26 protein-coding genes are annotated in these 23,641 nt (G+C 42.4%); 13 read left to right on the top strand and 13 right to left on the bottom strand.

The annotated features are described in order from the left end of the window. Positions 1-4 precede the first annotated feature (4 nt). From OFO01_RS04705 to OFO01_RS04665, 9 genes are read right to left on the bottom strand one after another with little or no spacing between them, the layout of a single operon-like run. Positions 5-805: a TIGR02757 family protein gene (locus tag OFO01_RS04705; RefSeq protein ID WP_270859036.1), complete on the bottom strand. Its 801-nt coding sequence runs from the start codon at positions 803-805 to the stop codon at positions 5-7. After that, positions 795-1,370: a 16S rRNA (guanine(966)-N(2))-methyltransferase RsmD gene (gene rsmD, locus OFO01_RS04700; protein WP_270859035.1), complete on the bottom strand. Its 576-nt coding sequence runs from the start codon at positions 1,368-1,370 to the stop codon at positions 795-797. The genes OFO01_RS04705 and rsmD overlap by 11 nt, the downstream gene beginning before the upstream one ends. Next, positions 1,357-1,713 (bottom strand): hypothetical protein, encoded by a 357-nt coding sequence (locus OFO01_RS04695; RefSeq protein ID WP_270859034.1) that lies wholly within the window; start codon positions 1,711-1,713, stop codon positions 1,357-1,359. Before OFO01_RS04695 ends, rsmD begins: the two co-directional genes overlap by 14 nt. Then, a complete protein-coding gene (locus OFO01_RS04690) occupies positions 1,713-2,669 on the bottom strand; it encodes an SAM-dependent methyltransferase (RefSeq protein WP_270859033.1) in 957 nt (318 codons plus the stop codon). The genes OFO01_RS04695 and OFO01_RS04690 overlap by 1 nt, the downstream gene beginning before the upstream one ends. Beyond that, on the bottom strand, positions 2,666-3,832 hold the full coding sequence (locus tag OFO01_RS04685) for an aspartate aminotransferase family protein (protein WP_270859032.1): 1,167 nt from the start codon (positions 3,830-3,832) through the stop codon (positions 2,666-2,668). Before OFO01_RS04685 ends, OFO01_RS04690 begins: the two co-directional genes overlap by 4 nt. Next, positions 3,829-4,452, bottom strand: a complete 624-nt coding sequence (locus tag OFO01_RS04680; protein ID WP_270859031.1) for a trimeric intracellular cation channel family protein — start codon at positions 4,450-4,452, stop codon at positions 3,829-3,831. Before OFO01_RS04680 ends, OFO01_RS04685 begins: the two co-directional genes overlap by 4 nt. Positions 4,453-4,501: 49 nt before the next feature. Next, a complete protein-coding gene (locus OFO01_RS04675; RefSeq protein WP_270859030.1) occupies positions 4,502-5,092 on the bottom strand; it encodes an NUDIX domain-containing protein in 591 nt (196 codons plus the stop codon). Next, entirely contained in the window at positions 5,077-6,459 is a 1,383-nt protein-coding gene (mgtE, locus tag OFO01_RS04670) for a magnesium transporter (RefSeq protein WP_270859029.1), read from the bottom strand. The genes OFO01_RS04675 and mgtE overlap by 16 nt, the downstream gene beginning before the upstream one ends. Positions 6,460-6,467: 8 nt before the next feature. Continuing rightward, complete coding sequence (locus OFO01_RS04665; RefSeq protein ID WP_270859028.1) at positions 6,468-7,637, bottom strand: peptidoglycan DD-metalloendopeptidase family protein; 1,170 nt, start codon at positions 7,635-7,637, stop codon at positions 6,468-6,470. Positions 7,638-7,766: 129 nt separating this feature from the next. On the opposite strand from OFO01_RS04665, the gene OFO01_RS04660 reads away from it, so the two are divergent. Both OFO01_RS04660 and OFO01_RS04655 read left to right on the top strand, forming a co-directional pair. Further along, on the top strand, positions 7,767-8,492 hold the full coding sequence (locus tag OFO01_RS04660; RefSeq protein ID WP_270859027.1) for a plasminogen-binding N-terminal domain-containing protein: 726 nt from the start codon (positions 7,767-7,769) through the stop codon (positions 8,490-8,492). Further along, positions 8,485-9,864: an FAD-linked oxidase C-terminal domain-containing protein gene (locus OFO01_RS04655; protein WP_270859026.1), complete on the top strand. Its 1,380-nt coding sequence runs from the start codon at positions 8,485-8,487 to the stop codon at positions 9,862-9,864. Before OFO01_RS04660 ends, OFO01_RS04655 begins: the two co-directional genes overlap by 8 nt. 36 nt (positions 9,865-9,900) lie before the next feature. On the opposite strand, the gene OFO01_RS04650 is transcribed toward OFO01_RS04655, so the two are convergent. The 3 genes from OFO01_RS04650 to truD all read right to left on the bottom strand — a co-directional run bounded on the left by OFO01_RS04650 (position 9,901) and on the right by truD (position 12,022). After that, the gene (locus tag OFO01_RS04650; RefSeq protein WP_270859025.1) at positions 9,901-10,443 is read right to left on the bottom strand and encodes a hypothetical protein; all 543 of its coding nucleotides are present in this window, start codon (positions 10,441-10,443) and stop codon (positions 9,901-9,903) included. Position 10,444: 1 nt separating this feature from the next. Continuing rightward, positions 10,445-10,828 carry a DUF6984 family protein gene (locus tag OFO01_RS04645; RefSeq protein WP_270859024.1) on the bottom strand — a complete coding sequence of 128 codons (384 nt, stop codon included), beginning with the start codon at positions 10,826-10,828 and terminating at the stop codon, positions 10,445-10,447. An 81-nt stretch (positions 10,829-10,909) separates the two neighbouring features. Then, positions 10,910-12,022, bottom strand: a complete 1,113-nt coding sequence (gene truD, locus OFO01_RS04640) for a tRNA pseudouridine(13) synthase TruD (RefSeq protein WP_270859023.1) — start codon at positions 12,020-12,022, stop codon at positions 10,910-10,912. 111 nt (positions 12,023-12,133) lie between these two features. On the opposite strand from truD, the gene OFO01_RS04635 reads away from it, so the two are divergent. Both OFO01_RS04635 and OFO01_RS04630 read left to right on the top strand, forming a co-directional pair. Further along, a complete protein-coding gene (locus tag OFO01_RS04635) occupies positions 12,134-13,174 on the top strand; it encodes a hypothetical protein (RefSeq protein ID WP_270859022.1) in 1,041 nt (346 codons plus the stop codon). Positions 13,175-13,188: 14 nt separating this feature from the next. After that, entirely contained in the window at positions 13,189-13,533 is a 345-nt protein-coding gene (locus OFO01_RS04630; protein WP_270859021.1) for a hypothetical protein, read from the top strand. Between the two features lie 33 nt (positions 13,534-13,566). Here the strand turns inward: OFO01_RS04630 and OFO01_RS04625 are convergent, their stop codons facing one another. After that, the gene (locus tag OFO01_RS04625; protein WP_270859020.1) at positions 13,567-16,143 is read right to left on the bottom strand and encodes an ATP-dependent Clp protease ATP-binding subunit; all 2,577 of its coding nucleotides are present in this window, start codon (positions 16,141-16,143) and stop codon (positions 13,567-13,569) included. A 184-nt stretch (positions 16,144-16,327) separates the two neighbouring features. Between OFO01_RS04625 and OFO01_RS04620 the strand changes: the two genes are divergently transcribed. From OFO01_RS04620 to OFO01_RS04580, 9 genes are all read left to right on the top strand, one after another. After that, the gene (locus tag OFO01_RS04620) at positions 16,328-17,674 is read left to right on the top strand and encodes a S41 family peptidase (protein ID WP_442868035.1); all 1,347 of its coding nucleotides are present in this window, start codon (positions 16,328-16,330) and stop codon (positions 17,672-17,674) included. A 1-nt stretch (position 17,675) separates the two neighbouring features. Next, positions 17,676-18,392, top strand: coding sequence for a phosphoribosylaminoimidazolesuccinocarboxamide synthase (purC, locus tag OFO01_RS04615; protein WP_270859019.1), 717 nt, complete (start codon positions 17,676-17,678; stop codon positions 18,390-18,392). A gap of 3 nt (positions 18,393-18,395) precedes the next feature. Beyond that, the gene (gene purS, locus OFO01_RS04610; RefSeq protein WP_270859018.1) at positions 18,396-18,632 is read left to right on the top strand and encodes a phosphoribosylformylglycinamidine synthase subunit PurS; all 237 of its coding nucleotides are present in this window, start codon (positions 18,396-18,398) and stop codon (positions 18,630-18,632) included. Next, positions 18,629-19,294 carry a phosphoribosylformylglycinamidine synthase I gene (purQ, locus tag OFO01_RS04605; protein WP_270859017.1) on the top strand — a complete coding sequence of 222 codons (666 nt, stop codon included), beginning with the start codon at positions 18,629-18,631 and terminating at the stop codon, positions 19,292-19,294. Before purS ends, purQ begins: the two co-directional genes overlap by 4 nt. Continuing rightward, the gene (locus OFO01_RS04600) at positions 19,288-20,580 is read left to right on the top strand and encodes a hypothetical protein (protein WP_270859016.1); all 1,293 of its coding nucleotides are present in this window, start codon (positions 19,288-19,290) and stop codon (positions 20,578-20,580) included. The genes purQ and OFO01_RS04600 overlap by 7 nt, the downstream gene beginning before the upstream one ends. Then, positions 20,567-21,289 carry a lysophospholipid acyltransferase family protein gene (locus tag OFO01_RS04595; RefSeq protein ID WP_270859015.1) on the top strand — a complete coding sequence of 241 codons (723 nt, stop codon included), beginning with the start codon at positions 20,567-20,569 and terminating at the stop codon, positions 21,287-21,289. Before OFO01_RS04600 ends, OFO01_RS04595 begins: the two co-directional genes overlap by 14 nt. Before the next feature lie 23 nt (positions 21,290-21,312). Next, positions 21,313-22,386: a CapA family protein gene (locus tag OFO01_RS04590; RefSeq protein WP_270859014.1), complete on the top strand. Its 1,074-nt coding sequence runs from the start codon at positions 21,313-21,315 to the stop codon at positions 22,384-22,386. Between the two features lie 21 nt (positions 22,387-22,407). Then, on the top strand, positions 22,408-23,169 hold the full coding sequence (locus OFO01_RS04585) for a TSUP family transporter (protein ID WP_270859013.1): 762 nt from the start codon (positions 22,408-22,410) through the stop codon (positions 23,167-23,169). A 91-nt stretch (positions 23,170-23,260) separates the two neighbouring features. After that, on the top strand, positions 23,261-23,635 hold the full coding sequence (locus tag OFO01_RS04580) for a RidA family protein (RefSeq protein ID WP_270859012.1): 375 nt from the start codon (positions 23,261-23,263) through the stop codon (positions 23,633-23,635). Positions 23,636-23,641 lie beyond the last annotated feature (6 nt).

Below are 23,641 nucleotides of genomic sequence, written 5' to 3'. Positions count from 1 at the left end.
AATTTCACTTCAAATTTTTTATTAATTCCTCAATTTCTCTGCTTTGTCCTAGTCTATACAGCGCAAAATCATATTTTATCGGATCGTGCGGGTCGAACTCACGCAGTTTTGCGCTAAGAGCGCTAACAGCGCGAAAATCATAAACCTTTCTATCTATTAAGCCCAAGGCTAGCGAGACCTTGTGCGTGTGAGTATCTAGCGGTATGAGTAGTTTGGACGAACTTATGCGCGAAAATAGCCCCAAATCTATATCGCTTTTGCGCACCATCCAGCGCAAAAACAGATTGTAGCGTTTGTATGGCGAGGTCGGCTTAGTGGTGAAATTTTTGCCGAAAAAAAACTCATATCCAGCCGAGCGATACTCTGAAAGCTCGTAAATTTGGGCTATGAGCGCATTTATGCCGTTTATGATTTCGCCATTTTTCATACCATTTAAGATGATTTTTTCTATATCGCATTCGCAAAGTCTGCGAAGCGTGAGAAAAATCTCCGCCACATCTTGCTCGCTTTGAAAGCGGTATTTTTTGCCTTGCAAAGCTGATTTTATCGTCTTTTCATCGCTTCCAAGCAAATCAAAATTTAGCGAATTTAAAAATTTGATTATCTGCCCTGCGTTTCCATAGGCAAAAAGTGCGCAAATTAGCGCGATTACGGGCGCGTGCGGGGTGTGAGCGAGAGGTTTTAGCACTTGCAAGGGATCTGGGGCGCTAAAAAGATTTTCATCAGTATTGCTACGCGCCGAATAATACTCCAAAAGTGCCTTCATTTCGGCACTGCTAAGGTTTTTTGAAATTTTATTTTGCATAGCAAGATAGCGTTGTAGCGCCAAATTTTTTGGATTTTAAAAGGCTAAATTTGGCGATATTTGCCTCAAATTTCACCTCGCTTGCATGCTCGATTATCACAAATTTCACCCTCTCGCACTCGCAAATTTCGCAGATTAAGCCCACTACGCGCTCGTAAATTCCAGCAAAACCATCTCTGATATCAAATGGCGGATCAAGGTAGATGAAAATTTTTTCGTTGTCTAAATTCGCCAAAATTTGTGGCAAAAGTGCGAAACAATCGCCATTTAGGGCATTTTTTTCCACGCCAAAAAGGGCGAAGTTGCGCCTTGTGATTTCGTAAGCTTTGCGATCTTTTTCGATAGCAAAAACCTCTTTTGCGCCGTTGCTAAGGGCTTCGAGCGCCATGCCGCCGCTTCCGCCAAAGCCCTCGATAAAGCAGCTACCCTCTAATTCATACCTAAATGAGTCGAAAAACGAGCCCTTTACGATTGATTTCGTGCTGCGCGTAGTGCCTAGGCTTGGGAGTTCCAAGCTTTTTCCTTTGTAAATTCCGCTTGAAATTTTGCCTCTAAATTTCGCCACTTTGTTTCCTTAAAATTTCTAAAATTCGCGCCTTAAACTCATCAAATACTGCGCCGATTTGCGCTTCTAAATCCAAATTTTGTGAAAACTCAAATTTATTATAGCTAGCTTGCACGATCTCGCTTGCGCTAAAATTTTTAAGCGCCAAAACAAGCTGTTCTTTGCTAAACGGCAATTCTAAATCGCCGTTTTTGGCGATGATAAAGAGGGGTTTGGCACTTGCTCTGGCAGTGTCTGTCACGACAAAATCGGCCTCGCCTAAATTTTGCACGGCAAAATTTGCCAAAAACATTTCGAGGCTTTTTTGCATAATCTCGCATTCGCAATCGATAAAAACTCTCATTAAAATCCTTTTAAAAACTCGATAAATTTGAACTTTTCGCCAAATTCGTGGCGCAGGTGGTTAAACTGGGCTAGGGCGTTTTGATAGCCGTTTTGACCCAAATTTTGCGCAAATTGCTCCAAAATTTGTGTCGCGCCAAATTCGATTAAGGCCTTTTCAAAACTCATAAATCTGCCAATTTTCGCGCCAGTATTCTCAAAAGCTCGCGCTAAAATTTCAAAATCTACATTGTAAGTAATGTCGCTTACCCCGTAAAATTCGGCTAAATTTTGAATTTCAAAAAAATTATAGACTTGGTGATTTTTGTAAATTCTAAGCGAAATTTCCCTGCTTGCACCCATTTTGCCATAATCAAATGCCAAAAAGGTGAATTTTTGCGCATTAATGCTACTAGCAAATTCCTCATATCCAAGCGGAATTTCTGCGCCCCCAGCGCTAAATTTTAAAATTTCATTATCGCAAATTTCGAGCCAAATTTGTTTAAAATCCTCGATATAAAGCATTTTGCCATCTTGGACAACCTCGCATTTGAAGGTGTCAAAAAGCTCGTTTGCGATAAAAATCGCCTCGCTAAATTTCGCCTCTTTTAGCGAAGAGAGGTGTTTTAGCGTGATTTCATCGCCAAATTTTTTAGCGAAATTTTCGCTTTGGATTTGGCGCAGCCTCTGGTGTGGCTCGATGATGACAAACTCAAATTTCGCCAAAGAATTTGGGTTGAAAGTAAAAAGCGCTTGCGCTATATCGGCGAGCAAAAATCCCTCGTTTGCGCCGATTTCGACGAGTGAAATTTTGCCAGCAAAATTCGCACTAAGGCGCAAAATTTCGCGCCCCAAGCAAATCCCAAAAAAGCTTCCCACGCTAACAGCGGTGTAAAAATCGCCCTCTTTGCCGATTTTAACGCCATTTGCGTAGTAGCTATCATTTAGCCATGCTTCGAAAAAATCGCTAAATTTCAATCTTGAAGCTCTTCAAGAGTCTTGCGCAAAATTTCAAATCCTGCTTTTATCTCTTTTTTCTTTATGTTTAATGGCGGTAAAAATCTTAGCGTTTTGCTACCTGATTTTAGCACCAAAAGTCCGTTTCTTAGGCACTCGGCAAAGAGTATGCTTAGATATGTGCTGTCTTTTAAAACCAAGCCTTGCATTAGTCCAAGCCCTGTGCGAGATTCGAAGAAATTTGGGAAATCCTTGACGATTTTTTCTAAATTTTCTACAAATTCATCGGTAGTTTTTTTGAGCTCGCCACTTTCGTAAAGGTATTCGAGCTCGCGCAAAACGGCGTTTGCGGTCGATGTGGCTAGGTGGTTGCCACCAAATGTGCTTCCATGCTCGCCAGGGGCAAAGATATTTTCCCTAGCCACGCACGCACCGATTGGCACGCCACCTGCTAGCCCTTTGGCAAAGGTAATAATGTCAGGCTCTATGCCATAGAGCTTGCTTGCGACAAACTCGCCCGAGCGATAGACGCCACATTGGACCTCGTCGGTGATTAGAAGTAGGTTTTTTTCTTTTAAAATTTTGGCTAGTTTTTGGACTGATTTTTTATTCAGCGGGCAAATTCCGCCCTCGCCCTGGATTAGTTCTATCATCACAGCGACTGTTTTATCGCTGATATTTGCGATGATTTCATCGATTCCGTCGTAAAATTTAAATCCCTCAATGTATGGAGCGAAAATTTCAGGGTGAAATTTATCCTGTCCTGTGGCACTCAAAGTAGCCATTGTGCGCCCGTGGAAGGAATTTTTCAAAGTCAAAATTTCATATTTTTTGCTCTCAAATTTGGTTGTGCCGTATTTGCGCGCCATTTTTATGGCTGCTTCGTTCGCCTCTGCCCCAGAGTTGCAAAACACAGCGTATGTTTGATAGCCCAAAAGATTGCTGATTTTTTTGGCTAGCACCTCTTGTGGCAAGACTCTATAAATGTTCGAGCTATGGATTATCATCGCGCTTTGCGTGTTTATGGCCTCTATCACCACAGGGCTTGCATGCCCTAGGCTACACACTCCGATACCTGCGGCGAAATCAATGTATTTCTCGCCGTTGCTATCCCATAGCTTCGCGCCTTTACCCCTAGTAAAAGCGACATCGACCCTAGAAAAATTACTCATTAAATACTTCATTTGTTATACTCCACCTTTGGCAAATGCCAACCCCTATAATACGCAAACATCCTAACCACAATCCCAGCGAAAAATAGTGCCAAAATCGTGTAGATATTCGCCAAGTCAAGCCAGTCTAAGATAAAATAAACCAGCCCGACACCCATACTTATCGTCCCATAAAGTCCCGTGCGCAAAAACCACGGCACCTCGTTTAATAGCACATCGCGCAAAATTCCGCCACCAACGCCATTAAAAAAGGCGATAAGTATCGCCCCAAAAACATTTAATCCATACTCGATCGAAACCATAGCTCCGACAATCGAGAAGCAAATCACATCGATTGCGTCGGAGAAAATAAATATAAATCTGCCTTGCAGTTTTTTGGTCTGGGCTGCGAAAATATGCGAGGCGATAAGCACCGCAATGACGATGATTACTGGCATATAGTGCGTGAAGGAATACAGCGGTCTGCCCACCGTGATATCGCGCACAATCCCGCCGCCAAGGGCGGTCAAAAACGCAGCCAAAAAAATCCCTAGCCAGTCGCAATCCCTTTTAACCGCGAATAAAAATCCGCTCAAAGAGGCTGAGGCAATGCCGATGTATTCGATATATAAAATGATATTATGCTGTGTCATTGGCGTGGGTAAATTCTAAGATTTAGTGAAATTTGGGCTAAAATTTGCATTAAATTTCGCCCTTGTTTTGGAAAAACCACAAAAACGCCGCCACTAACCCAGAGGCTCGCACGATTTTTTCGTCATACATAAATTTTTTAGCTTCATCTAACGGCAAAAAATACAGCTCGATATTCTCACCATCGACCCCGCCACCTGCGCCTTTTTTCATGCTTTCATCAATCTCGCCGTAAAATAAAATTTGGCGATTTGCGCCAAAACCAAGCGCGCTGTAAAAGCTCGTGATAAACTCCAAATTTTTAAGTTCATATCCGGTTTCTTCGTAAATTTCCTCGATTGCGGTTTGTTCCTCGCTAATGCCTTTGTCTAAAATCCCAGCGCACAGCTCGTAGGTAAAGCCCTTTTCATCGCAGTTTATTAAATTTTCGTCTTGGTAAAACCACACACTTGGGCGAAACTGCTTAACGAGCAAAAACGCCTTTTTTTCGCTGTGATACAGCAGTATTGAGACACTATCATGCACCTTGACGCAGTCCCACGCCCGCGCCTCGCCGTTTAATTCAAAATTTAGCCTAAATGGCTTAATGAAATTCGAGTGTTCGAGTTTTGAAATTTTAAAATTTTTTATATCAATATCCATGTCGCAAGTCCTAAAAAGCTAAAAAATCCCACTATATCAGTAACCGTGGTCAGCAAAACCGAGCTTCCCACAGCTGGATCAATTCCAAAACGGCGCAAGGCAATCGGAATAATCGCGCCAAAAAATCCAGCCAAGGTCAAATTTATCACCATTGACATCGCAATCACGACGCCAAGAAGCTTCATACCAAACCACACCCACGCCACAACTCCCATTGCCACGGCAAAAATCGAGCCATTTACTAGCGAAATGGTAACTTCGCGCGTGATTACCGAGCGGATATCGCGTGCCTCGATTTCGCCGAGGGCTAGGCGACGAACCGTAACGGTGAGAGCCTGTGTGCCTGTGTTTCCGCCCATGGAGGCCACGATTGGCATAAGCACGGCAAGGGCGACGAGTTGCTCGATTGTAGCGTCAAAAAGTCCGATGATAATCGAGCTAATAATCGCCGTGCATAAATTCACGCCCAGCCATGATGCACGCGCCTTTCCAGCTGAAAATGCAGTATCTTCCTCCTCAGCCTCATCATCGACACCAGCAAGGTTATAAATTTGCTCTGTGGCGCGCTCTTGAATCAAATCATGCACATCATCGGCTGTGATTCGCCCAATCAGCACGCCGTTTGCGTCCAAAACAGGGATTACATTTAGGTCAAATTCCTCGAAATCCTTGATGACATCTTCGATTTTATCGGTATCAGTGGCGAAATGCACCTTTGCGTCTGCGTTAAATTTTTGCGAAATTTCTTTTAGCGTGAGCGAAAAATCGTATAAAATCAAATCCGAGGTCGAAAACGCGCTTAGCATGTGGCCTTTATCGTCTAAAACAAAGAGCTGAAAGACATTTTCGATATCGCCGTTTTGGCGCATTACCCTTAGCATATCGACAGCTTCGCCTAGGGTTTGGTTTTCGCGTGCGCTAAAAACCTCGGTTTGCATATACGCGCCAGCTTCGTCATCGTCGTATTTGTTAATCGTCAAAATATCGTGGCGATCGTCCTCATCAAGCCCGTAAAAAAGCTCCTTTGCCTTATCCTCGTCGATTTCTTCGATACTTTGGAGTAGTTCTGCTTGATCATCGCTTTCTAGCTCTTCGATAGCTTCGACGATTTTCTCGCTAGGAAGGGTTTCGATGATATCTTCGAGCATGTGATCTGGCATTTCAAGCGCAGCGTCAGCAAGGTCCTCGGGGTCGAGTTTTTCTAGGAATTCGACATATTTTTCCTCGTCGTGTTTTTTAAGCGCCTTTAAGTGATCTGCAAGGTCCGCTGGGCTTAGCTCTTCTTCTATCGTATCGCCGATATGCGCCTCTAAAAGAGCTTCGGCTTCTTCGTAATCTGTCAAAAATTCTTTATCTTTTGCTTCCATTTTTGCCTCTAATTTATGCTGACTAAATTTTCATAAGGTTCAAATTTCGCTGGGTTTTTCGAGCCGTCTTTAACTGCGTCAAATTTAGCGTTCATATCCTTTACCAACGCCTTAAATTTGCGCTCTTCCTCGCTTACGAAATTTGATTTTGTGATTTTTATGGTTTTTAAGGGATCGACTGGCTGGTTGTTGCGATACAGACCCAAATGCAAATGTGGTCCCGAGCTTAGGCCTGTGGAGCCTACATAGGCGATTAGTTGCCCTTGTTTTACGCTCATGCCGACTTTGAGCCCTTTGGCAAATCCGCTTAAATGCGCATACAGCGTAACCAAACCTCCGCCGTGGTTGATTTCGACGGTGTTTCCATAGCCGTTTTTGCGCCCTACGAAGGTTACTTTGCCATTACCTGCGGCATTTACTTTTGTGCCTTTTGGCGCAGCATAATCCACGCCTAGGTGCGCGCGGTATCGTTTAAGCACCGGGTGGAAGCGTTTAGGCGTGAAACGAGATGAAATTCTAGTATAAACAAGTGGCGTGGTAAGGACGAAATGTTCGACCTTTTTGCCGGTTTCGTTGTAGTATTTGTCCTCGAAATAATAAAGCGATTTTGGTTTTTTGGCTTCTTCGATTGTGCCGGCTAGGATTTTAACCCCGCCAAATGGGCGTCCAAGGCGAGTTTTTTGCTCGTATAAAATCGTAAGGCGATCGCCTTTTTGTAGTTTTTTGAAATTTACCTCGTTTTTAAAAACGCTCGAAAATTCATTTGCTAGCGCGATACTTCCGGTAGCCTTTAAGATATCGTTTGAGGGCGATGAAGTAATCTCAATGCTTAAAGCGTAAGAGTGTTGCTCATAAACAATCGGCGTGTAGATAAATTTGTAAATTCCTTTTTTATCGCGGTAAATTTGGATTTGAAGTTCGTCGTTTATGGGGATTAGGACTTGGACGATTTTGCCAAGCGGGTCTTTTAGCATCATGCACTCGACATCTGCGCGCACTTCGGCGGCTAATTCTTGATCCTCTTTGTCTAAATCATAATATGTCGAGAGCGGAATAGAGAAATTTTCCATAAATTGTAGCAAGCTCACGCCTGAGGGCCATTTAAATTTTTCAACACTCGCAGAAGAGGCAAATGAAAGGCTAAAAAGTAAAAAAATCAGTGCAAAAATTCTCATCATAAACCGCTTTAAAATTGAAATTAAAACCTCAATTCTAGCCAAATTTGGTTTATATTTGGCAAATATCCCTTGCCGTTTGTTGTAAATTCTTATGTATAATTGGCGAAAATTTTATTTTAGGAGTTAAATTTGAAACGAATTTTACTTGCTTTGGGGCTATTTTTATCATCTGTTTTTGGGGCTGAGTTTTATATGCCGCCTTACGAAACACTGATTTTTGATGTGCAAAATGGCGAAGCCGTAATCGCTGATAATCCCGCTATCATGGTAGGAAGCGCTGGGATTGTAATGCATGATTTCGGTAACGGCGAAAACGCTATCATCGCGCGCGCAGTAGTCAGCGAAAAATCCGGCGCAAAGGCAAAAATCAGATTTGAAGTCTTTGGTATGTTGGAGCAAAAAGCCCTGCCACTACCAAAAATTTTGCCAGCTAATGGCGATAAGGTGATTTTAAACTACCTTTATGACCGCGCCCTAATCGTGGCTCCAAATGCCGAAATTTACGCACAAATCGTGCAGGCTTTCCCAAATATCGAGTTTATTCACCCTGACCTTGGCGGAGCGTATTTGAGGCTAAATTCTAAACCAAACCCAAGCCGTGATGATTTCCGCAAAATTTGCGCGAAAAACAGCACTGGGCTAATTTTTATCGCAATGAACGAAAAGAGCGTATTTGCAGACTGCGGCAGCTTCAAACCACTTCGCACTTATGAAAGTGGCAAGGTCGCTTACTACACGCTTCCGTTTTATTCACGCGTAGGGGATATCAAAACCGTGTTTTGGGATTTCACAAATGGTCCGATTAGCGACTATGACAGACACTACTCATATCTTTTGGGCTTAGATGATGAATAATTCTGATATAGAATTTTTTACAAATTTACTAGGCGAGCAAAACGCCTATTTCGACGAAGCGCATAAAATCGCCTACTGCTACGACGCGACTAGAAGGCGTTTTAAGCCAGACGCTGTGCTTTTCCCGCGAGATGAGAGCGATGTGAGCGAGATTTTAAAATACTGCAACGCTCACAATCTGCCAATTATCCCGCGCGGGGCTGGAAGTGGCTTTACTGGCGGTGCATTAGCGCAAGATGGCGGGATAATTCTAGGCTTTGAAAAGCATATGAATAAAATTTTAGAGATTGATTTGCAAAATTTAGTCGCCGTCGTTCAGCCGGGCGTGATAAACAAAGATTTGCAAAACGCAGTCGCCAAAATGGGGCTGTTTTACCCGCCAGATCCTGCGAGTGAGGCATACAGCACGCTTGGTGGCAATGTCGCTGAAAACTCAGGCGGTATGAGAGCGGCGAAATATGGCATAACCAAAGACTATGTCATGGCTCTACGCGCTGTGCTTCCTAGTGGCGAAATCATACGCGCTGGCAAACGCACGATAAAAGATGTCGCAGGGTATAATATCGCTGGAATTTTAATCGCTAGTGAGGGCTCACTTGCTGTGATTACCGAAATCACGCTAAAACTCATCGCAATGCCAAAATTTAAAAAGACCGCAATGGGAATTTTCCCAAGTGTCAAAAACGCAATGGACGCCGTGTATAAGACAATGGCGAGTGGCGTAACGCCCGTGGCAATGGAGTTTTTGGACAATCTGTGCATAAAGGCTGTCGAGCAGAAATTTCACAAAGGTCTGCCAACTAGCGCTGGTGCGATACTAATCTGCGATGTCGATGGCAATATCGAAGATAGCTTAGAAGCCGATTTGCGCGTGATCAAAGATAGTTTTATGGCAAATGGTGCTAGCGAATTTCGTGTGGCAAAGGACGAGCGCGAGAGTGCGGATATTTGGTTTGCGCGCAGAAATTGCTCGCAATCAATCACTTGCTACGGCTCTTTGAAGCTAAACGAAGATATCACCGTGCCACGCTCGAATTTACCTGCGCTTTTGGATAAAATCGCTGAAATTTCGGCTAAATACGGGCTTGTTACGCCTTGTTTTGGACATACAGGCGATGGCAATGTCCATACAAATGTCATGGCTGATAAAAGCAATGTCGAAGAGGTCAAAAAGGCTCACTTAGCTATCGAGGAGATTTTCGCAGCGACTGTGGAGCTTGGTGGCACGCTAAGTGGGGAGCATGGGATTGGCATTTCGAAGGCTCCGTATATGAAAATGGCGTTTAACGAGGCTGAAATGGAGCTTTTCCGCGCGATTAAAAAGGCCTTTGATCCAAACAATATCCTAAATCCGAACAAAATGGGGCTGTAAAATTCGGCTCATTTGCGGTGGGCAAGTATGCCCACCTTACGAAACTGCTATTGTCATTTTATTATTTTTTTTATCTACAATCTCATATTTTTTATTTACCCCATATCTCGCCAGACTAAGCAAAAAATTTGAAAAATTAAATAACATTTTTTTATCACTAAAAGATAAAAATACAGAATTTGCATTATAATCATTTTGGAAAGATATATTAATTTTTTCTTTAAATAATGATTTATCTATTTCTATATATTTGTCATTTATATTTAAATTGTGCGAATTATTCTCTACATCAATGAAAAATCTACAACTTTTACTTTTTAATCTAACCCCATTAACAATATCATTATTTAAATTTGGTATAAATTCCAAAAGTGGCACAGGTTCTTCATCAATGGTGCGATATAATAAATTTTTTGCAAAATAAAATAAAGCCAAATTGGTGCTAAAACAAAAAGATGCCAATTTAGCTTTTTGATTTAAATTAACAAATAAAAAATGTTTATTATCTAAAATTAAATCATCATCAACCGTAATTATATTTTCATCGGTCGGAATTTTATTTATTATAAATTCCAACATATTATTCGCCTTGTGGTAAAAAAAATTCATTTTCATTTGTAGGTATTTTTATAAGTGGTGAAAAATCAACTTTCCAAATATCTACGCTGTCTATCAAATTATTATCATATACAAACATAGTAGCTACACAAAGTGTTCCGTCAATATCATAAAAATCTATATTTGAAATATGCTTACCGCCACCAATATATTTATTACTATCATAAACAAAACCAAAGCTTCCCATACTTCCATCTTCAAAATAAAAAATTTCGTCTGAAAATTTATAATATTTTTTTCTATTTTCATCAAATGAATTTTTAATTAAAATATCCACCATTTGTCTAATTTCCGTAGTTATATGGCTGACTTTCAATTTTTTATTATATACATAAATCTCTTTCATCGCAAAATCCTTATTTAACGATAATGGTGCCCGGCGCAGTATTTCTGGCTTGCGAAGCGAAATTTGGCTAAATTTCAAATTTCACTCTTCGCTAGGGGCGAAATTTTCGAAAATTTCTCTATGCAAAATTTCCTCCAAAATCACCGTCGCATACGAGCCTTTTGGCAGATAAAAGCTAAATCCAAACTGCGCCTTTTCCTCGTCGTAGCTGTGCGAGATATCCTCTATATAGCTCCACGCATAGCGATACGAGCCGTTTGTTTGCGCCAAATACGCCTCAGCCTCGGCGAAAATTTCGCTCTCAAATCTATTCGCCACGCCACTTGCGCGCAGTTTTTGCGCCCCAGCGATGAGCCCAGCGCTCGTGATATCGCGGCGCACAAACCGCTCTACCTCCGCGCCTAAATCCTCGCAGGTAAAAAACGCCCCGTGCGGGAAATGCCCCAAAATCTCGCCCGGAAGTAGCTTGTAAAATTGCGCCTGAGTGGCGATAGATTTGGCAAGGGCTTTGTCAAATCCGTAAATTTTGGCAAACTCGCTCACACTAAATTCGCTAGCAAATTTTGAAATTTCGACCCTTTTGGCTAGCCAAGCGTTAAATAGCTCGCTTTGATACGCGCTGATTAAGAAATCGCGCATTTTAGGGTTTTTAATGCGCTTTTCGCCACGCAGTATCGCAAGACCTGCCTCGGCATTGTCGCCAAATTTGCCAAAGCGCTGAAAGCCAAAATAGTTTGCAAACCCCTGCGCGCTGAGTGTTTCAAGAGCTTCACGCAGTTTTAAAGCGTCAGTTGGCAAGACCTTTTTTAGGCGGATAAAAAAATTATTTCCCTTTAAATGTCCGATTTTTAGCTTGTTTTTGTGGCGATTAAGGCTTAAAATTTTAATTTTTTCGTGCGAAAAACTCTCTAAATTTGGCGCGAATTTGAAAGGAAATGTAACAAACTGGCTAGTTAAGCCCTCTTTGTCTTTGAGCCCTGCATAGCCGAAATCGCGCATCTTAACGCCTAAATGTTCGCTTAAAATCTGCAAGGCTTCCCAGGTGGTTAGGTCCTTTTTTTGCAGATGTATCATCGCATGCTCGCCATCGCCGCTAGGCTCATACAATGGGACTTCGCGCACGACGAAATCGTTTGAGTTTTTGCTAAAATGCGCGTTTATGGGCGCGTGGTTTAAGGTATATAAAAATTTCATATTAATTTCACTTTTTGGCTAAAATAAAAGCGATTATTATATAAAATCGCGCCTAAAAATCTAATTATTAGCCAAATTTTAGTAGAATTTCGGGCGCAAAAAGGAGCAATTATGTTGGAGATTAGGCTTTTCAGATTTGACCCTAAAATCGATGTTTTAAGCTATTTTAAGCCATATATTTTTGAGCGCGAAAATTTCGCTAGCGTGGGCGAGCTTTTAGACGAGATAAAAGCGGGCGATCCGTATTTTAGCTATGAGGGCGTGAGTTTTGTCAAAATTAATGGCGTGGTCGCAAGCGTGGAGGAGCCATTTGGTGGGATTTTGGCGCGTTTTGGCAGGATTTTATACATCGCGCCACTTAGCCAGAGCGAGGCGCGCAAGGATTTGGAGTGCGGATTTGAGAGTTTTTACTCTAAATTTCAAAGTTTTTCTGCTATCGCTAATAGCGATACTTTCGAGTTTTACAAGGAATTAGCACCATATTTTTACAGCTCAAATTTAAGGAAGTTTAGCGAGGTTTTTTTGGGAAACAGCGCCTTTGTTTTTGCGAATTTTCTGCTCGAAAATTTCCCGCAAAAAAGGGGCGAAATTTTAGATTTTATCCGCCCGCAGCTTGTCTATTTCACGCCGTGTAATGCCCTAAATTTGGACTATGATTGCGATTTGATTTATGATAGGCTTTGCGAGCTTTGTGGGATTGATCCAGCGCGCGTGGATAAAATTTATAGCGCACAAAGCCTAGCCGAGATAGACGCAAACACTGCCCCGCACCGCTACACGGGCTTTAAAATCGCTGTTTGGGGCGATGAGGGCGCGCGGGATTTGGTGCGTAGATTTGGCGGAGATGTCGTGAGATTTGAGCGCGAAAACGAGGCGTTAAGGGCTGAAATTTACGGCGCCGAAAAGGAGTGCGCGCTAAGGGTGGCTGGGGAAATTCTCTTTGACGCGTTTGATAGCGGGGCTGATTTTTTGCTGGTAAATTCCAAAAAAGCACTTGGCTTTATTGATGGTAAAAGTGCCGAAATCTGCGCGCTAATGGGGCGCGAGTTAATTGATTTTTACCTGCTTAGCACGGACGAGTTTATCGCTCTTAGCAAGGGTGAAAAGCCAAAAACTTTGGCGTCGCATAAACTAAAAGTCGCGTTGGTGTAGAGCGGTTTGTGAATATGAAATTTCAAATGCTGTTTGGTGGAATAATATTATTAATTCTTGGAATATTTTCATCACTTGGTTTTAAAACTTGGAGTAAATTTAGTGGCTGGGTTGAGCCGTCTGATGAACTATCTGCATTTTATTTGGTTACCGGTTTTCTTTTTATATGTTTGGGTATTTTTTACAAATCAAAACGACAAATTAACACCAAAAATTTTAATTTTATTTCGCCAAAAACCAAAAAACAACCCAAAAAACCAAAAGGCGAAAAAGTCAAATTTGATAAACCAAAAAATAAGTTAAATTTGAAAAATGTAAAATTTAAAAATCAAAAAGACAGTATCGATAAAATGGATTAAATTTAAGGCGCAAATTCGCGCCTTAAATTTCGCCTATGAAACGACCTTGATCTCGATATCCTCGCCGTTGGCGTCGATTAGGATTGCATTTCCTTCTTTTAGCTCGTCGTTTAAAATCATATCGGCTATCTTATCCTCGACCAAATCATAAAGTGCGCGTCTTAGCGGTCTGGCGCCGTATTCTGCATCAAATCCAGCCCCAGCAATGAGCTTTTTGGCATTTTCGCTTAGAGTTGCGCTGATACCGCGCTCTTCGAGCAAATGCGCTAGCTCTTTAAACATAATTCCCACGATATCGATGAGATTGTCTTCGCTAAGGGCGTTGAAAATCACAATGTCATCGAGCCTGTTGATAAACTCGGGTCTGAAATAGTTTTTCAGCTCGTCTTTTACGGCATTTTCGCGCTCATTTTCGCCCAGACTCATAATCTTATCCGAGCCGATATTGCTCGTAAGGATTATAATGGTGTTTTTAAAATCCACGACCACGCCCTTGTTATCGGTCGCGCGCCCGTCATCGAGTATGCCAAGCAAGATATTAAAGACATCTTTGTGCGCCTTTTCGATTTCGTCGAAAAGTAGCACGCTATACGGACGGCGGCGCACAGCCTCGCTTAGCTGACCGCCCTCATCGTATCCCACATATCCAGGAGGCGCACCAAGCAAGCGTGAGACGCTGTGTTTTTCCATATATTCGCTCATATCAAATCTAATCATCGCTCGCTCATCGTCGAATAAAAATTTCGCTAGTGTTTTAGCACTCTCTGTTTTGCCCACGCCAGTAGGTCCTAAAAACAAAAAGCTTCCAATCGGGCGATTTGCGCTTGCAAGGCCAGCCTTGTTTCGCTTCACAGCGCGCGCTATGGCGTGAAGCGCGGCGTCTTGACCCACGACACTTTGTTTTAGGTGAGATTCGATATTTAGGTATTTTTCGCGCTCTGATGAGAGCATTTTGCTTACGCTAATTCCTGTCCATTTGCTAAGGATTCCTGCGACCATTTCCTCATCGACGCGGTTTTTTAGCAAAACTCCGCTTTCCTTCATATCCTCCCATTTGGCTTCTAGCTCTTTGACTTTGGCGTTTGCGGCTGGGATTTTGCCATATTCGATCTCAGCAGCCTTGCTTAAATCCCCTTTGCTTCTAGCGTTTGCGGCTTCGATTTTTAGGCTATCTATTGATTTTTTGGCTTCGCTTATGCCGTTAAATACAGCCTTTTCGTTTTCAAATTTAGCCAAAAGCGAATTTTTGGTTTCGTTTAAATTCTCGATCTCTTTGTCGATTTGATTTAGCCTTTTGTCGTTTTTGGCGTCGTTTTCCATTTTTAGGGCTTCTTTTTCGACTTGAAGGGTTAGAATTTCCCTTTTTGCCTTGGCTAGTTCGTAAGGCTCGCTCTCGATTTGCATTTTTAGCTCAGCGGCAGCCTCGTCGATCAAATCAATCGCCTTATCAGGCAAAAATCTATCGCTGATATAGCGGTGGCTAAGCTTGGTAGCAGCGACTAGCGCGCTATCTGTGATTGTGACATTGTGATGAACCTCTAAGCGCTCTTTTATGCCACGAAGTATCGCCGTAGCCTCGCTCACGGTCGGTTCGGCCACGATGACAGGCTGGAAACGGCGTTGCAAGGCGGCGTCTTTTTCGAAGTATTTGCGGTATTCTTTGAGCGTAGTCGCGCCGATAGTGTGTAGCTCGCCCCTAGCTAGGGCAGGTTTTAGGATATTTGCAGCGTCCATACTGCCTTCACTTGCCCCAGCTCCCACGATAGTGTGAATTTCATCGATGAAAAGTATCACATCGCCAGCTTTTTTAACCTCGTCGATGACGGCTTTTAGGCGATCTTCGAACTCGCCTCTGTATTTCGCACCGGCAATGAGCGCGCTCATATCAAGTGCCATTACGCGCTTGTTTTGTAGGCTAAGCGGGACATCTTTTTGCGCGATTAACTGCGCCAAACCCTCGACAATGGCGGTTTTGCCTACGCCTGGTTCGCCAAGAAGTATTGGGTTGTTTTTTGTTTTGCGGATTAGTATTTGCATCATACGAGTGATGACTTCATCGCGCCCGATAATAGGATCTAACTCGCCATTTATCGCTTTTTGGGTCAAATTTAGCGCAAATTTGCTAAGCGCTTCAAGTGTGTCATCGCCTGTTTTGGTGGTGATATTTTTGCCCGCTCTTAGCATTTCTAGCTCTTTTTTTATCTCGCTAAGATCGGCAAATTTAGCCAAAATTTCTTTTAGCGGAGATTTGTCTAAATTCGCCACTAACCAAGTATCAATAGCGATAAATTTGTCCCCAAGGCTCGTCATTAGGCCTTTTGCGCTCTCTAATGAATTTACCACTTCGCGCGAAATTTTGATATTATCGCGCGTGACATTTGAACTAGTTGGCAGGGTTTGTAGCGCGCTTTTGATTTCTAATTCAACCGCGCTTTTACTGATGTCAAATTTGTTAAAAATTTGATTTAGCACAGAGCTTGAATCCACGCACAATGCCCACAAAATGTGCAAATTCGCAACCTCGCCATTTTTGGAGTGGATAGCTAGGGAGAGCGAACTTTCGAGTAGTGAGTGCATTTTGTCGGTTAAAATTTCAAGTGTTTCGTTCATAAAAAACTCCTTAAAGTTGATTTTGTCTGTATTATATATATTTAGTCTAATTATGTCAAGGTTTTTTAGTAAATAAATTTAATCTTTCAAATTTTTCACTCTGAATTTTAAAATTTTATCGCTAAAAATGGCTTAAATTTAACTAATATTTAGCGAAATTTTTATAGAATTTCGCCTATTTCAAATTAAGGACAAATTTTTGCAACAAAAACATCTCTTTTTTGGCTTTGGTTTTGTATTTTCACTACTTTTTGGTCTGTTTTTTGTAGGAAATTTGGAGGCGAAAGAGGCAAATTCGACCAAAAAACCTGACAGCGAAAAAACAAGGCTTGAAGCGCTGGCAAAGCTTACTAAAACCCTAGCAATCGTGGAAAATAACTATGTCGAGCAGATGAGCTTTTCGGAGCTTGTGGATAAGACGATTTCTGGTCTTATGGGAAATTTGGACGCCCATTCTAGCTTTATGGATCAAAAAGCTTACAATGATACTAAGGTGCAAACTCAGGGCGAATTCGGCGGTTTGGGCATTCAGGTCGGTATGAAAGATGGCGCACTAACTGTCATTTCGCCTATCGAGGGCACACCGGCTGATAAAAAGGGGCTCAAAGCAAATGATGTGATTTTGCGAATCGACGGAAATGCGACACTTGGGATTACAATCGATGAAGCTGTAAGCAAAATGCGTGGCAAACCAAAAACCAAAATCACGCTCACAATCGTTCGCAAAGGCGAGAGTAAGCCCTTTGATGTAGAGATCGTGCGCGATATAATCAAGGTCGAGTCTGCGTATTCTAAAATGATAGATGATGAGAAAATTTTGTATTTGCGTGTAACAAATTTTGACCAGCATGTTACCGCTGATACGGCCAAATTTATAAAAGAACACCCCGAGGCAAAAGGGATAATCCTTGATTTGCGAAATAACCCTGGCGGACTTTTGGAGCAGGCAATCGGGCTTGTGAATTTATTCGTGGATAAGGGCTTAATCGTATCGCAAAAAGGTCGCAACAAATCAGATACTGAGGAGCATAACGCAGATCCTAAGAAAAAGGTAACCGACCTGCCACTCGTCGTGCTAGTAAATGGCGGAAGTGCGAGTGCAAGCGAGATCGTAAGCGGGTCGTTGCAGGATCTAAAACGCGCTGTAATCGTGGGCGAGAATACTTTCGGCAAGGGTAGCGTGCAGGTGATTTTGCCTATCGAAAACAAAGAAGCCTTGCGACTAACAATCGCGCGGTATTACCTTTCTAGTGGTCGCACAATCCAAGCTGTGGGCGTTACGCCTGATTTGATTGTAGCAGCTGGCAAGGTGCCTCAAAAGAGCGAAAATGAATTTTCAGTCAAAGAAGCCGACCTTAAAAAGCACCTAGAAAGCGAGCTTGCAAAGGTCGAAGAGCCGAAAAAAGAAGAAGAAAAAAAAGAGAAAAAAGATGAGAAAAATTTCATCTCAAAAGAGCAGATTAACGACGATATTCAGCTAAAAACCGCAATCGATGCGATTAAAATTTTAAGATTAAGTAAAGGAGAGTAGCATGGCAAGCAAAAAAGAGCTTATTTACGAGGGCAAAGGCAAAAAAATGTGGTCAGTCGAGGGCAACGATGATTTGCTAATTAGCGAATTCAAAGATTCCCTAACTGCATTTAACGGCGTGAAAAAGGCAGAAGAGGCTGGAAAAGGTGCGCTTAATTGCAAAATTTCAACTCAAATTTTTCATTTATTAGAGAAAAACGGCATTAAAACTGCGTTAGTTGAGACGCTAAACGAAACTGAGCAATTAGTCAAAAAATGCAAAATTTTCCCACTTGAAATCATCGCGCGAAATGTCGCTACTGGCTCACTTACAAAACGCCTTGGTATCAAAGAGGGCACGATTTTGCCATTTACTTTGGTCGAGTTTTGCTACAAAGACGATGATTTGGGCGATCCGATCTTAAATGACGAACACGCCATAATCCTAGGTGCGGTAAAAGATCAAGCCGAGCTTGACGAGCTTAAAGTAATCGCAAAGAAAATAAATGAAATTTTGGTTAAATTTTTCGATGAGAGAAATTTGCGCCTAATCGACTTTAAAATCGAACTTGGCAAAGATAGCAAGGGCGAAATTTTGCTAGCTGATGAGATTAGCCCTGATAGCTGCCGTTTTTGGGATAAGGATACGAATCAAAAACTAGACAAAGATGTATTCCGTCAAGGGCTCGGTGATGTAAAAGTCGCTTATGAGGAAGTTTTAAAAAGAATTTTAGGATAAAAAATGAAAGTAATCGTAAATGTAAAATTGAAAAATGGCGTTTTAGATCCGCAAGGCAAGGCCGTCAAACACGCCCTAACTTCGCTTGGTTTTAGCGGTGTAAATTCTGTAAGCGTGGCTAAACAAATCGAGCTTGACATGCAAGGCGAGAACAAAGAGGCGATTTATAAAAATGTAGAGCAAATGTGCGAAGACCTGCTAGCCAACACCGTTATCGAAGATTACGAGATTGTGCTATGAAGGTAGCGGTTATCAATTTCCCGGGCACGAACTGCGAACGCGACACGAAGTATGCTTTTGAGCGTCTTGGTTGCGATGTGGAAGTGATTTGGCATAAGGATACTACGCTAAATGCCGATTTGGTCGTGCTTCCTGGCGGTTTTAGTCATGGCGATTATCTAAGAACGGCTGCGATTGCGAAATTTAGCCCTATTATGGAGGCTGTGCGCGCTCACGCCAAAAAGGGTGGGTATTTGCTCGGTATTTGCAATGGATTTCAAATGCTTTTAGAGCTCAAACTCTTAAAGGGCGCGATGAACCGCAACATAAATTTGAGCTTTATCTCTAAATATCACTATCTAAAAGTCATTAGTAATGACAATAAATTTCTTGCTTGTTGCAAAAATGGCGAAATTTTAAATATCCCTATCGCGCACGGCGAGGGCAATTACTATGTCGATAGCGAAAATTTGAAAAAAATGTATGATAATGACCAAATTTTGCTTAAATACTGCGACGAAAATGGCAATGATTTAAACCCAAATGGCTCAGTTGATAGCATAGCTGGAATTTGCGATAAAAACAAAAAAATCTTTGGTCTTATGCCGCACCCTGAGCGCGCTATCGAGGAAATTCTCGGTGGAACGGACGGCGAAAAAATGCTAAAAGGGCTAGTTTGTTAAGAAGAGTTTTAGCCCTTTTTGGAATTTGCGCACTTAGCCTAGCTGCGCCAGAGGTTAGCATAGATTCGCTTGATGATTTGAGCAAATACGCTCCGAAAAAATCAGAGCAAACCAGCTCTACTGAGGGCGCACAGCGTGATAACTCTCGCGTGATGATGAAAATGAATAAAAACGAGGTTATGAATAAAAACCTTAGCCTTGATGATTTGAAGGCGCTCGCACCGACAAACGAGGTGGATTTGGATATTTCTGATGAGAAAATCTATGAGGATATCAAACCCAAAGAACTCACTCTCAAAGTCGATGGAGCGCCTAAAAAAGCCTATTATAATGAAATTTTTAGGATAAATTTCAGCGTGTATTTAGGTCAAAAAGTAACCGTTACGCCAAAGCTAGCGATTGATCGCACGGAGAATCTAATCTGGCTAAACGAGGATAATCTCTCGTGGATACAGGGCGATGAGATGTTTGAAACGACGCTGTATTTTAGCGCAAACGGCGAGGGTGCGAAGATAAACGACATTATTCTAACCTTAGAGCGAAATGGCGAATTTTTTGAAAAAAGCTCGATTAAACCGCGCAATCCTGAGTTTATCAAGCTAGAAAAAAGGGAAAATTTCGTCCATATTTCAGCCGATGATTTGAAGCTAAAAAACTACAAAACCGCCAAATTTGACGATAATTCAAATTTACTCACCCTAGATTTAAGCGTGCGAAACGGCGCGCTTGCCTCATTTAGCGTGGATAATCCTTCTATCATAAAACAAGGCGTGGATTCTGTGCGTGGCGGATACGCTAGCCAGAGTGGATATTATTTCGCTGTAATTGACAAAAATGTGAAAAATTTCGATTTTAGCTATTTTAATCTGCAAACGAAAAAATTCGAAAATTTCGGTATCGAGCTAAATCCGCAGGCCGAGGATCTTAGCACGCAAATCGGGCTCAATCCGAAAGAATCCAAATTCGAAGCTTACAAACAAATCGCCATTTACACCCTCGCAGCGGTGCTTTTGGTGATGTTTTTGCTCAGCAAAAATATCACTCCGCTGATTTTTGCGGTGATTGTTTTGGCGCTAAATTTGTATTATCAAAACCCTTATGGAAACGGCAAAATCGCCAAAAATACCGCCGTGCATATCCTGCCGATACCGACATCTACGGTGTTTTATGTCACCAAAGAGCCTCAAAAGGTCGAAATTTTGGGCGAAAACAAGGGATTTTATAAAATCATGCTAAGTGGTAGCAAAATCGGCTGGATCAAAAAGGACGAAATTGTCAAGGATTAAGGCGCTTTTTTACTCGTTTTGGTTCGTCGCTACGGTAATGGTCGTAATCGTGCTGATGTGGGCGAAAAACAGCTCGCACCGCACATTTCGCCGTATGTGGGGCAGGTGGCAAAGATACGCTGTGGGTTATGATATCGAAATTATCGGCTCGCCAGACCCGCAAGTGGGGCTTTTTATCGCAAATCATCAAAGCATTATGGATATCGTGGTCTTAGAAGAAACACACCCTGCAAACATCTGCTGGATAGCCAAAAAAGAGATTGGCGAACTGCCGATAATCGGCAAAATTTTAACCCTGCCAAAGATGATTGCCGTCGATCGCAAAAACCCTCGCGAGCTCGTGCGAATCGTGCATGAAGTAGATGATCGTATAAAAAATGGCCGCGCTATCGTGATGTTTCCAGAAGGCACCAGACATCGTGGCACGAAAATGCTCAAATTTCAAAACGGCGCAAAAATGATAGCAAACAAACTAGGCCTTAAAGTCCAGCCTATCGTGCTTATCGGCACTGGGGCGATTGCGGATTCGAAGGAATTCCGCGTGCGAAGCGGACATGTGAAAATCATCTACCTAGATCCCGTCGATACGAGCGATAGCGCATGGCTAGAAAACACCCGCACCAAAATGCAAGCCATCATCGACGAGCACGAAAATTCAGCGCAAAATTCAGAGCAAAATTCGGCTAGCAATAGTAGCAAACAGTGTTAAATTTGGCTAAATTTGGGGAAATTTTGAAAATTTTAATTCTGTTTTTTTCATTTTTACTTTTTGGCTGTGCTAGCGAAAACACCCTCTCTCTCATCGCTGTGGGGGACAATCTAATCCACTCCAAGCTAATCGAGGGCGCGCATGATAAAACCGCCAAAAGCCACGATTTTAAGCCGTATTATCGCTTTATCAAAGATGAAATCAAAGACAAAGATATCAAAATCATAAACCAAGAAACAATCCTAATCGAAGATAAAAAAAAGCTCTCTGGCTACCCAAATTTCGGCTCTCCGCTCGAAGTAGGCGAGGCTGTGAGGGACGCTGGGTTTAATCTAATCGCCCATGCGACAAACCACGCACTCGATAAGGGCGAAGAAGGCATACTAGATAGCGCGAAATTTTGGTCTGGTTTCGAGGATATCACATATATCGGCATTTCGCCAGATCAAAACAGCAGTAAAATCGTTAAAATTTTGAAAAAAAACAATGTTAGCGTCGCGTTTTTGAACTACACTTATGGGCTAAACGGCCACATAATGCCAAAAGGCAAAGGGTATTTGGTGGATTTGCTAAGCGACGAGGAAAAAATTTTAAGCGACTTAGAACTTGCGAAAAAACACGCCGATTTTGTGGTGGTTTTGCCACATTGGGGCGTGGAATACACGCACAAACCAACCGCCGCGCAGAAAAAGCAGGCGCAGTTTTTGGCAAACTCTGGCGCAGATCTCATCATCGGCACACACCCGCATGTAATCCAGCCATTAGAGCTCATCACCACAGATGATAACAGAAGCGTGCCGTGCTTTTATTCGCTAGGAAACTTCATTTCTAACCAAGACGAGAGCGCGCGCATGCTAGGCGCCATGGCTGATATCGTAATCGAAAAAGAGGGCAACGCGACAAAGATAAAAAGTCTGCGCGCAGTCCCGCTAATCACGCACATTAGCCCATACTCGCACGATTTTTCGGTGCATTTGCTCGCTCACTACCCTGAAATGCTTGCGATGACGCACAGGCTTAGGCGTGTTGGGGACTTTAAAACCGAAAATCTCAAAACGCTTTGGAATAGCGTTTTTCCTGAGTTTGAAATTAAATAAATTTGATTAAAAGGGGAGAGTGTGGAATTTGAAATTTGGCAAATTTTGATTTTAGTTGCTGCGGCGTTTGCTGGTGGATTTATCGACGCAATCGCAGGCGGAGGCGGGCTGATATGCCTGCCGGCACTGCTTGCAGTGGGTATCCCGCCACACCTCGCCCTTGGCACAAACAAGCTTCAAGGCACATTTGGCACATTTTCTGCGGCGCTAAATTTCACGCTCAAAGGGCTAGTCGATCCGCGCAAAATCGCCCTAGCGATACTTTGCACTCTCATTGGCGCATTTATTGGCACGCGTGTGGTGCTTTTAATCGACGCGAAATTTCTAAACTACATTATCCCGGTTTTGCTTTTAGCACTTTTTATCTACACTGTGCTAAGCCCAAATTTAGGCGAGAGCGAGCGCGCAGCAAAGATGAGCAAAAATTTATTTTATGTTTTGTTTGGTCTGCTTTTGGGATTTTATGACGGATTTTTCGGACCTGGGGCTGGGTCGTTTTGGACTTTTGCGCTAGTTGGCGTGCTAGGACTTCACATGAAAACTGCCGTCGCGCAGACAAAAATTTTAAATTTCGTCTCAAATATCGTATCACTAGGCGTGTTTATCATCGGCGGACAGGTGCTGTGGATGATAGGTATCATCATGGGTTGCGCGCAGATAGTAGGCGGCTGGATGGGGTCGAATTTGGTCGTGAAAAAGGACGTGAAATTCGTGCGCACGATACTGCTTTTCGTCGTTGCATGCACGATTTTAAAGCTACTTTATGGACTGATTTTTGGCTAAAATTTGATAGTTTTATAAAAAAACTTAAATTTATTGGCTCATAAGTTAAAAGTGGCTAAAATTTTTTAATTTTTTTTTGAAAGGATACTGTATGAAGGTAATTTCGACAAAAAAAGCCCCAGGTGCCATTGGGCCGTATTCACAAGCAATCGTCGCAAACGGATTTGTTTTCACTTCTGGTCAGATTGCGCTCACGCCAGATGGCGAGTTCGCTGGTGGCGATGTGAGAGCGCAAACTACGCAGGTTATGGCTAATTTAAAAGCGATTTTGAAAAAGGCTGGAAGCGACTTTGACCACGCGATTAAAACCACGATTTTTTTGGCTGATATGGGCGATTTCGCGGCGGTAAATGAGGTGTATGGTGAGTATTTCAAAGACACTAAACCGGCTCGCTCAACCGTTCAGGTCGCAAAACTCCCAAAAGACGCTCTTGTAGAAATCGAAGTCATCGCAAGCGTGAAATAATTCACA

The sequence above is a fragment of the Campylobacter sp. JMF_01 NE2 genome (assembly GCF_027737365.1).
GTDB lineage: Bacteria > Campylobacterota > Campylobacteria > Campylobacterales > Campylobacteraceae > Campylobacter_B.
The sequence above is the reverse complement of the archived record's forward strand: the minus strand, read 5'-3'. Positions and strand labels throughout refer to the sequence as shown.

Bases quoted from the DNA above. Each gene is read 5' to 3' on its own strand.
- OFO01_RS04705 (WP_270859036.1), bottom strand. From the start codon at position 805: ATGCAAAATAAAATTTCAAAAAACCTTAGCAGTGCCGAAATGAAGGCA.
- OFO01_RS04695 (WP_270859034.1), bottom strand. From the start codon at position 1,713: ATGAGAGTTTTTATCGATTGCGAATGCGAGATTATGCAAAAAAGCCTC.
- OFO01_RS04685 (WP_270859032.1), bottom strand. From the start codon at position 3,832: ATGAAGTATTTAATGAGTAATTTTTCTAGGGTCGATGTCGCTTTTACT.
- OFO01_RS04680 (WP_270859031.1), bottom strand. From the start codon at position 4,452: ATGACACAGCATAATATCATTTTATATATCGAATACATCGGCATTGCC.
- OFO01_RS04675 (WP_270859030.1), bottom strand. From the start codon at position 5,092: ATGGATATTGATATAAAAAATTTTAAAATTTCAAAACTCGAACACTCG.
- mgtE (WP_270859029.1), bottom strand. From the start codon at position 6,459: ATGGAAGCAAAAGATAAAGAATTTTTGACAGATTACGAAGAAGCCGAA.
- OFO01_RS04665 (WP_270859028.1), bottom strand. From the start codon at position 7,637: ATGATGAGAATTTTTGCACTGATTTTTTTACTTTTTAGCCTTTCATTT.
- OFO01_RS04655 (WP_270859026.1), top strand. From the start codon at position 8,485: ATGAATAATTCTGATATAGAATTTTTTACAAATTTACTAGGCGAGCAA.
- OFO01_RS04650 (WP_270859025.1), bottom strand. From the start codon at position 10,443: ATGTTGGAATTTATAATAAATAAAATTCCGACCGATGAAAATATAATT.
- OFO01_RS04645 (WP_270859024.1), bottom strand. From the start codon at position 10,828: ATGAAAGAGATTTATGTATATAATAAAAAATTGAAAGTCAGCCATATA.
- truD (WP_270859023.1), bottom strand. From the start codon at position 12,022: ATGAAATTTTTATATACCTTAAACCACGCGCCCATAAACGCGCATTTT.
- OFO01_RS04635 (WP_270859022.1), top strand. From the start codon at position 12,134: ATGTTGGAGATTAGGCTTTTCAGATTTGACCCTAAAATCGATGTTTTA.
- OFO01_RS04630 (WP_270859021.1), top strand. From the start codon at position 13,189: ATGAAATTTCAAATGCTGTTTGGTGGAATAATATTATTAATTCTTGGA.
- OFO01_RS04625 (WP_270859020.1), bottom strand. From the start codon at position 16,143: ATGAACGAAACACTTGAAATTTTAACCGACAAAATGCACTCACTACTC.
- purC (WP_270859019.1), top strand. From the start codon at position 17,676: ATGGCAAGCAAAAAAGAGCTTATTTACGAGGGCAAAGGCAAAAAAATG.
- purS (WP_270859018.1), top strand. From the start codon at position 18,396: ATGAAAGTAATCGTAAATGTAAAATTGAAAAATGGCGTTTTAGATCCG.
- purQ (WP_270859017.1), top strand. From the start codon at position 18,629: ATGAAGGTAGCGGTTATCAATTTCCCGGGCACGAACTGCGAACGCGAC.
- OFO01_RS04580 (WP_270859012.1), top strand. From the start codon at position 23,261: ATGAAGGTAATTTCGACAAAAAAAGCCCCAGGTGCCATTGGGCCGTAT.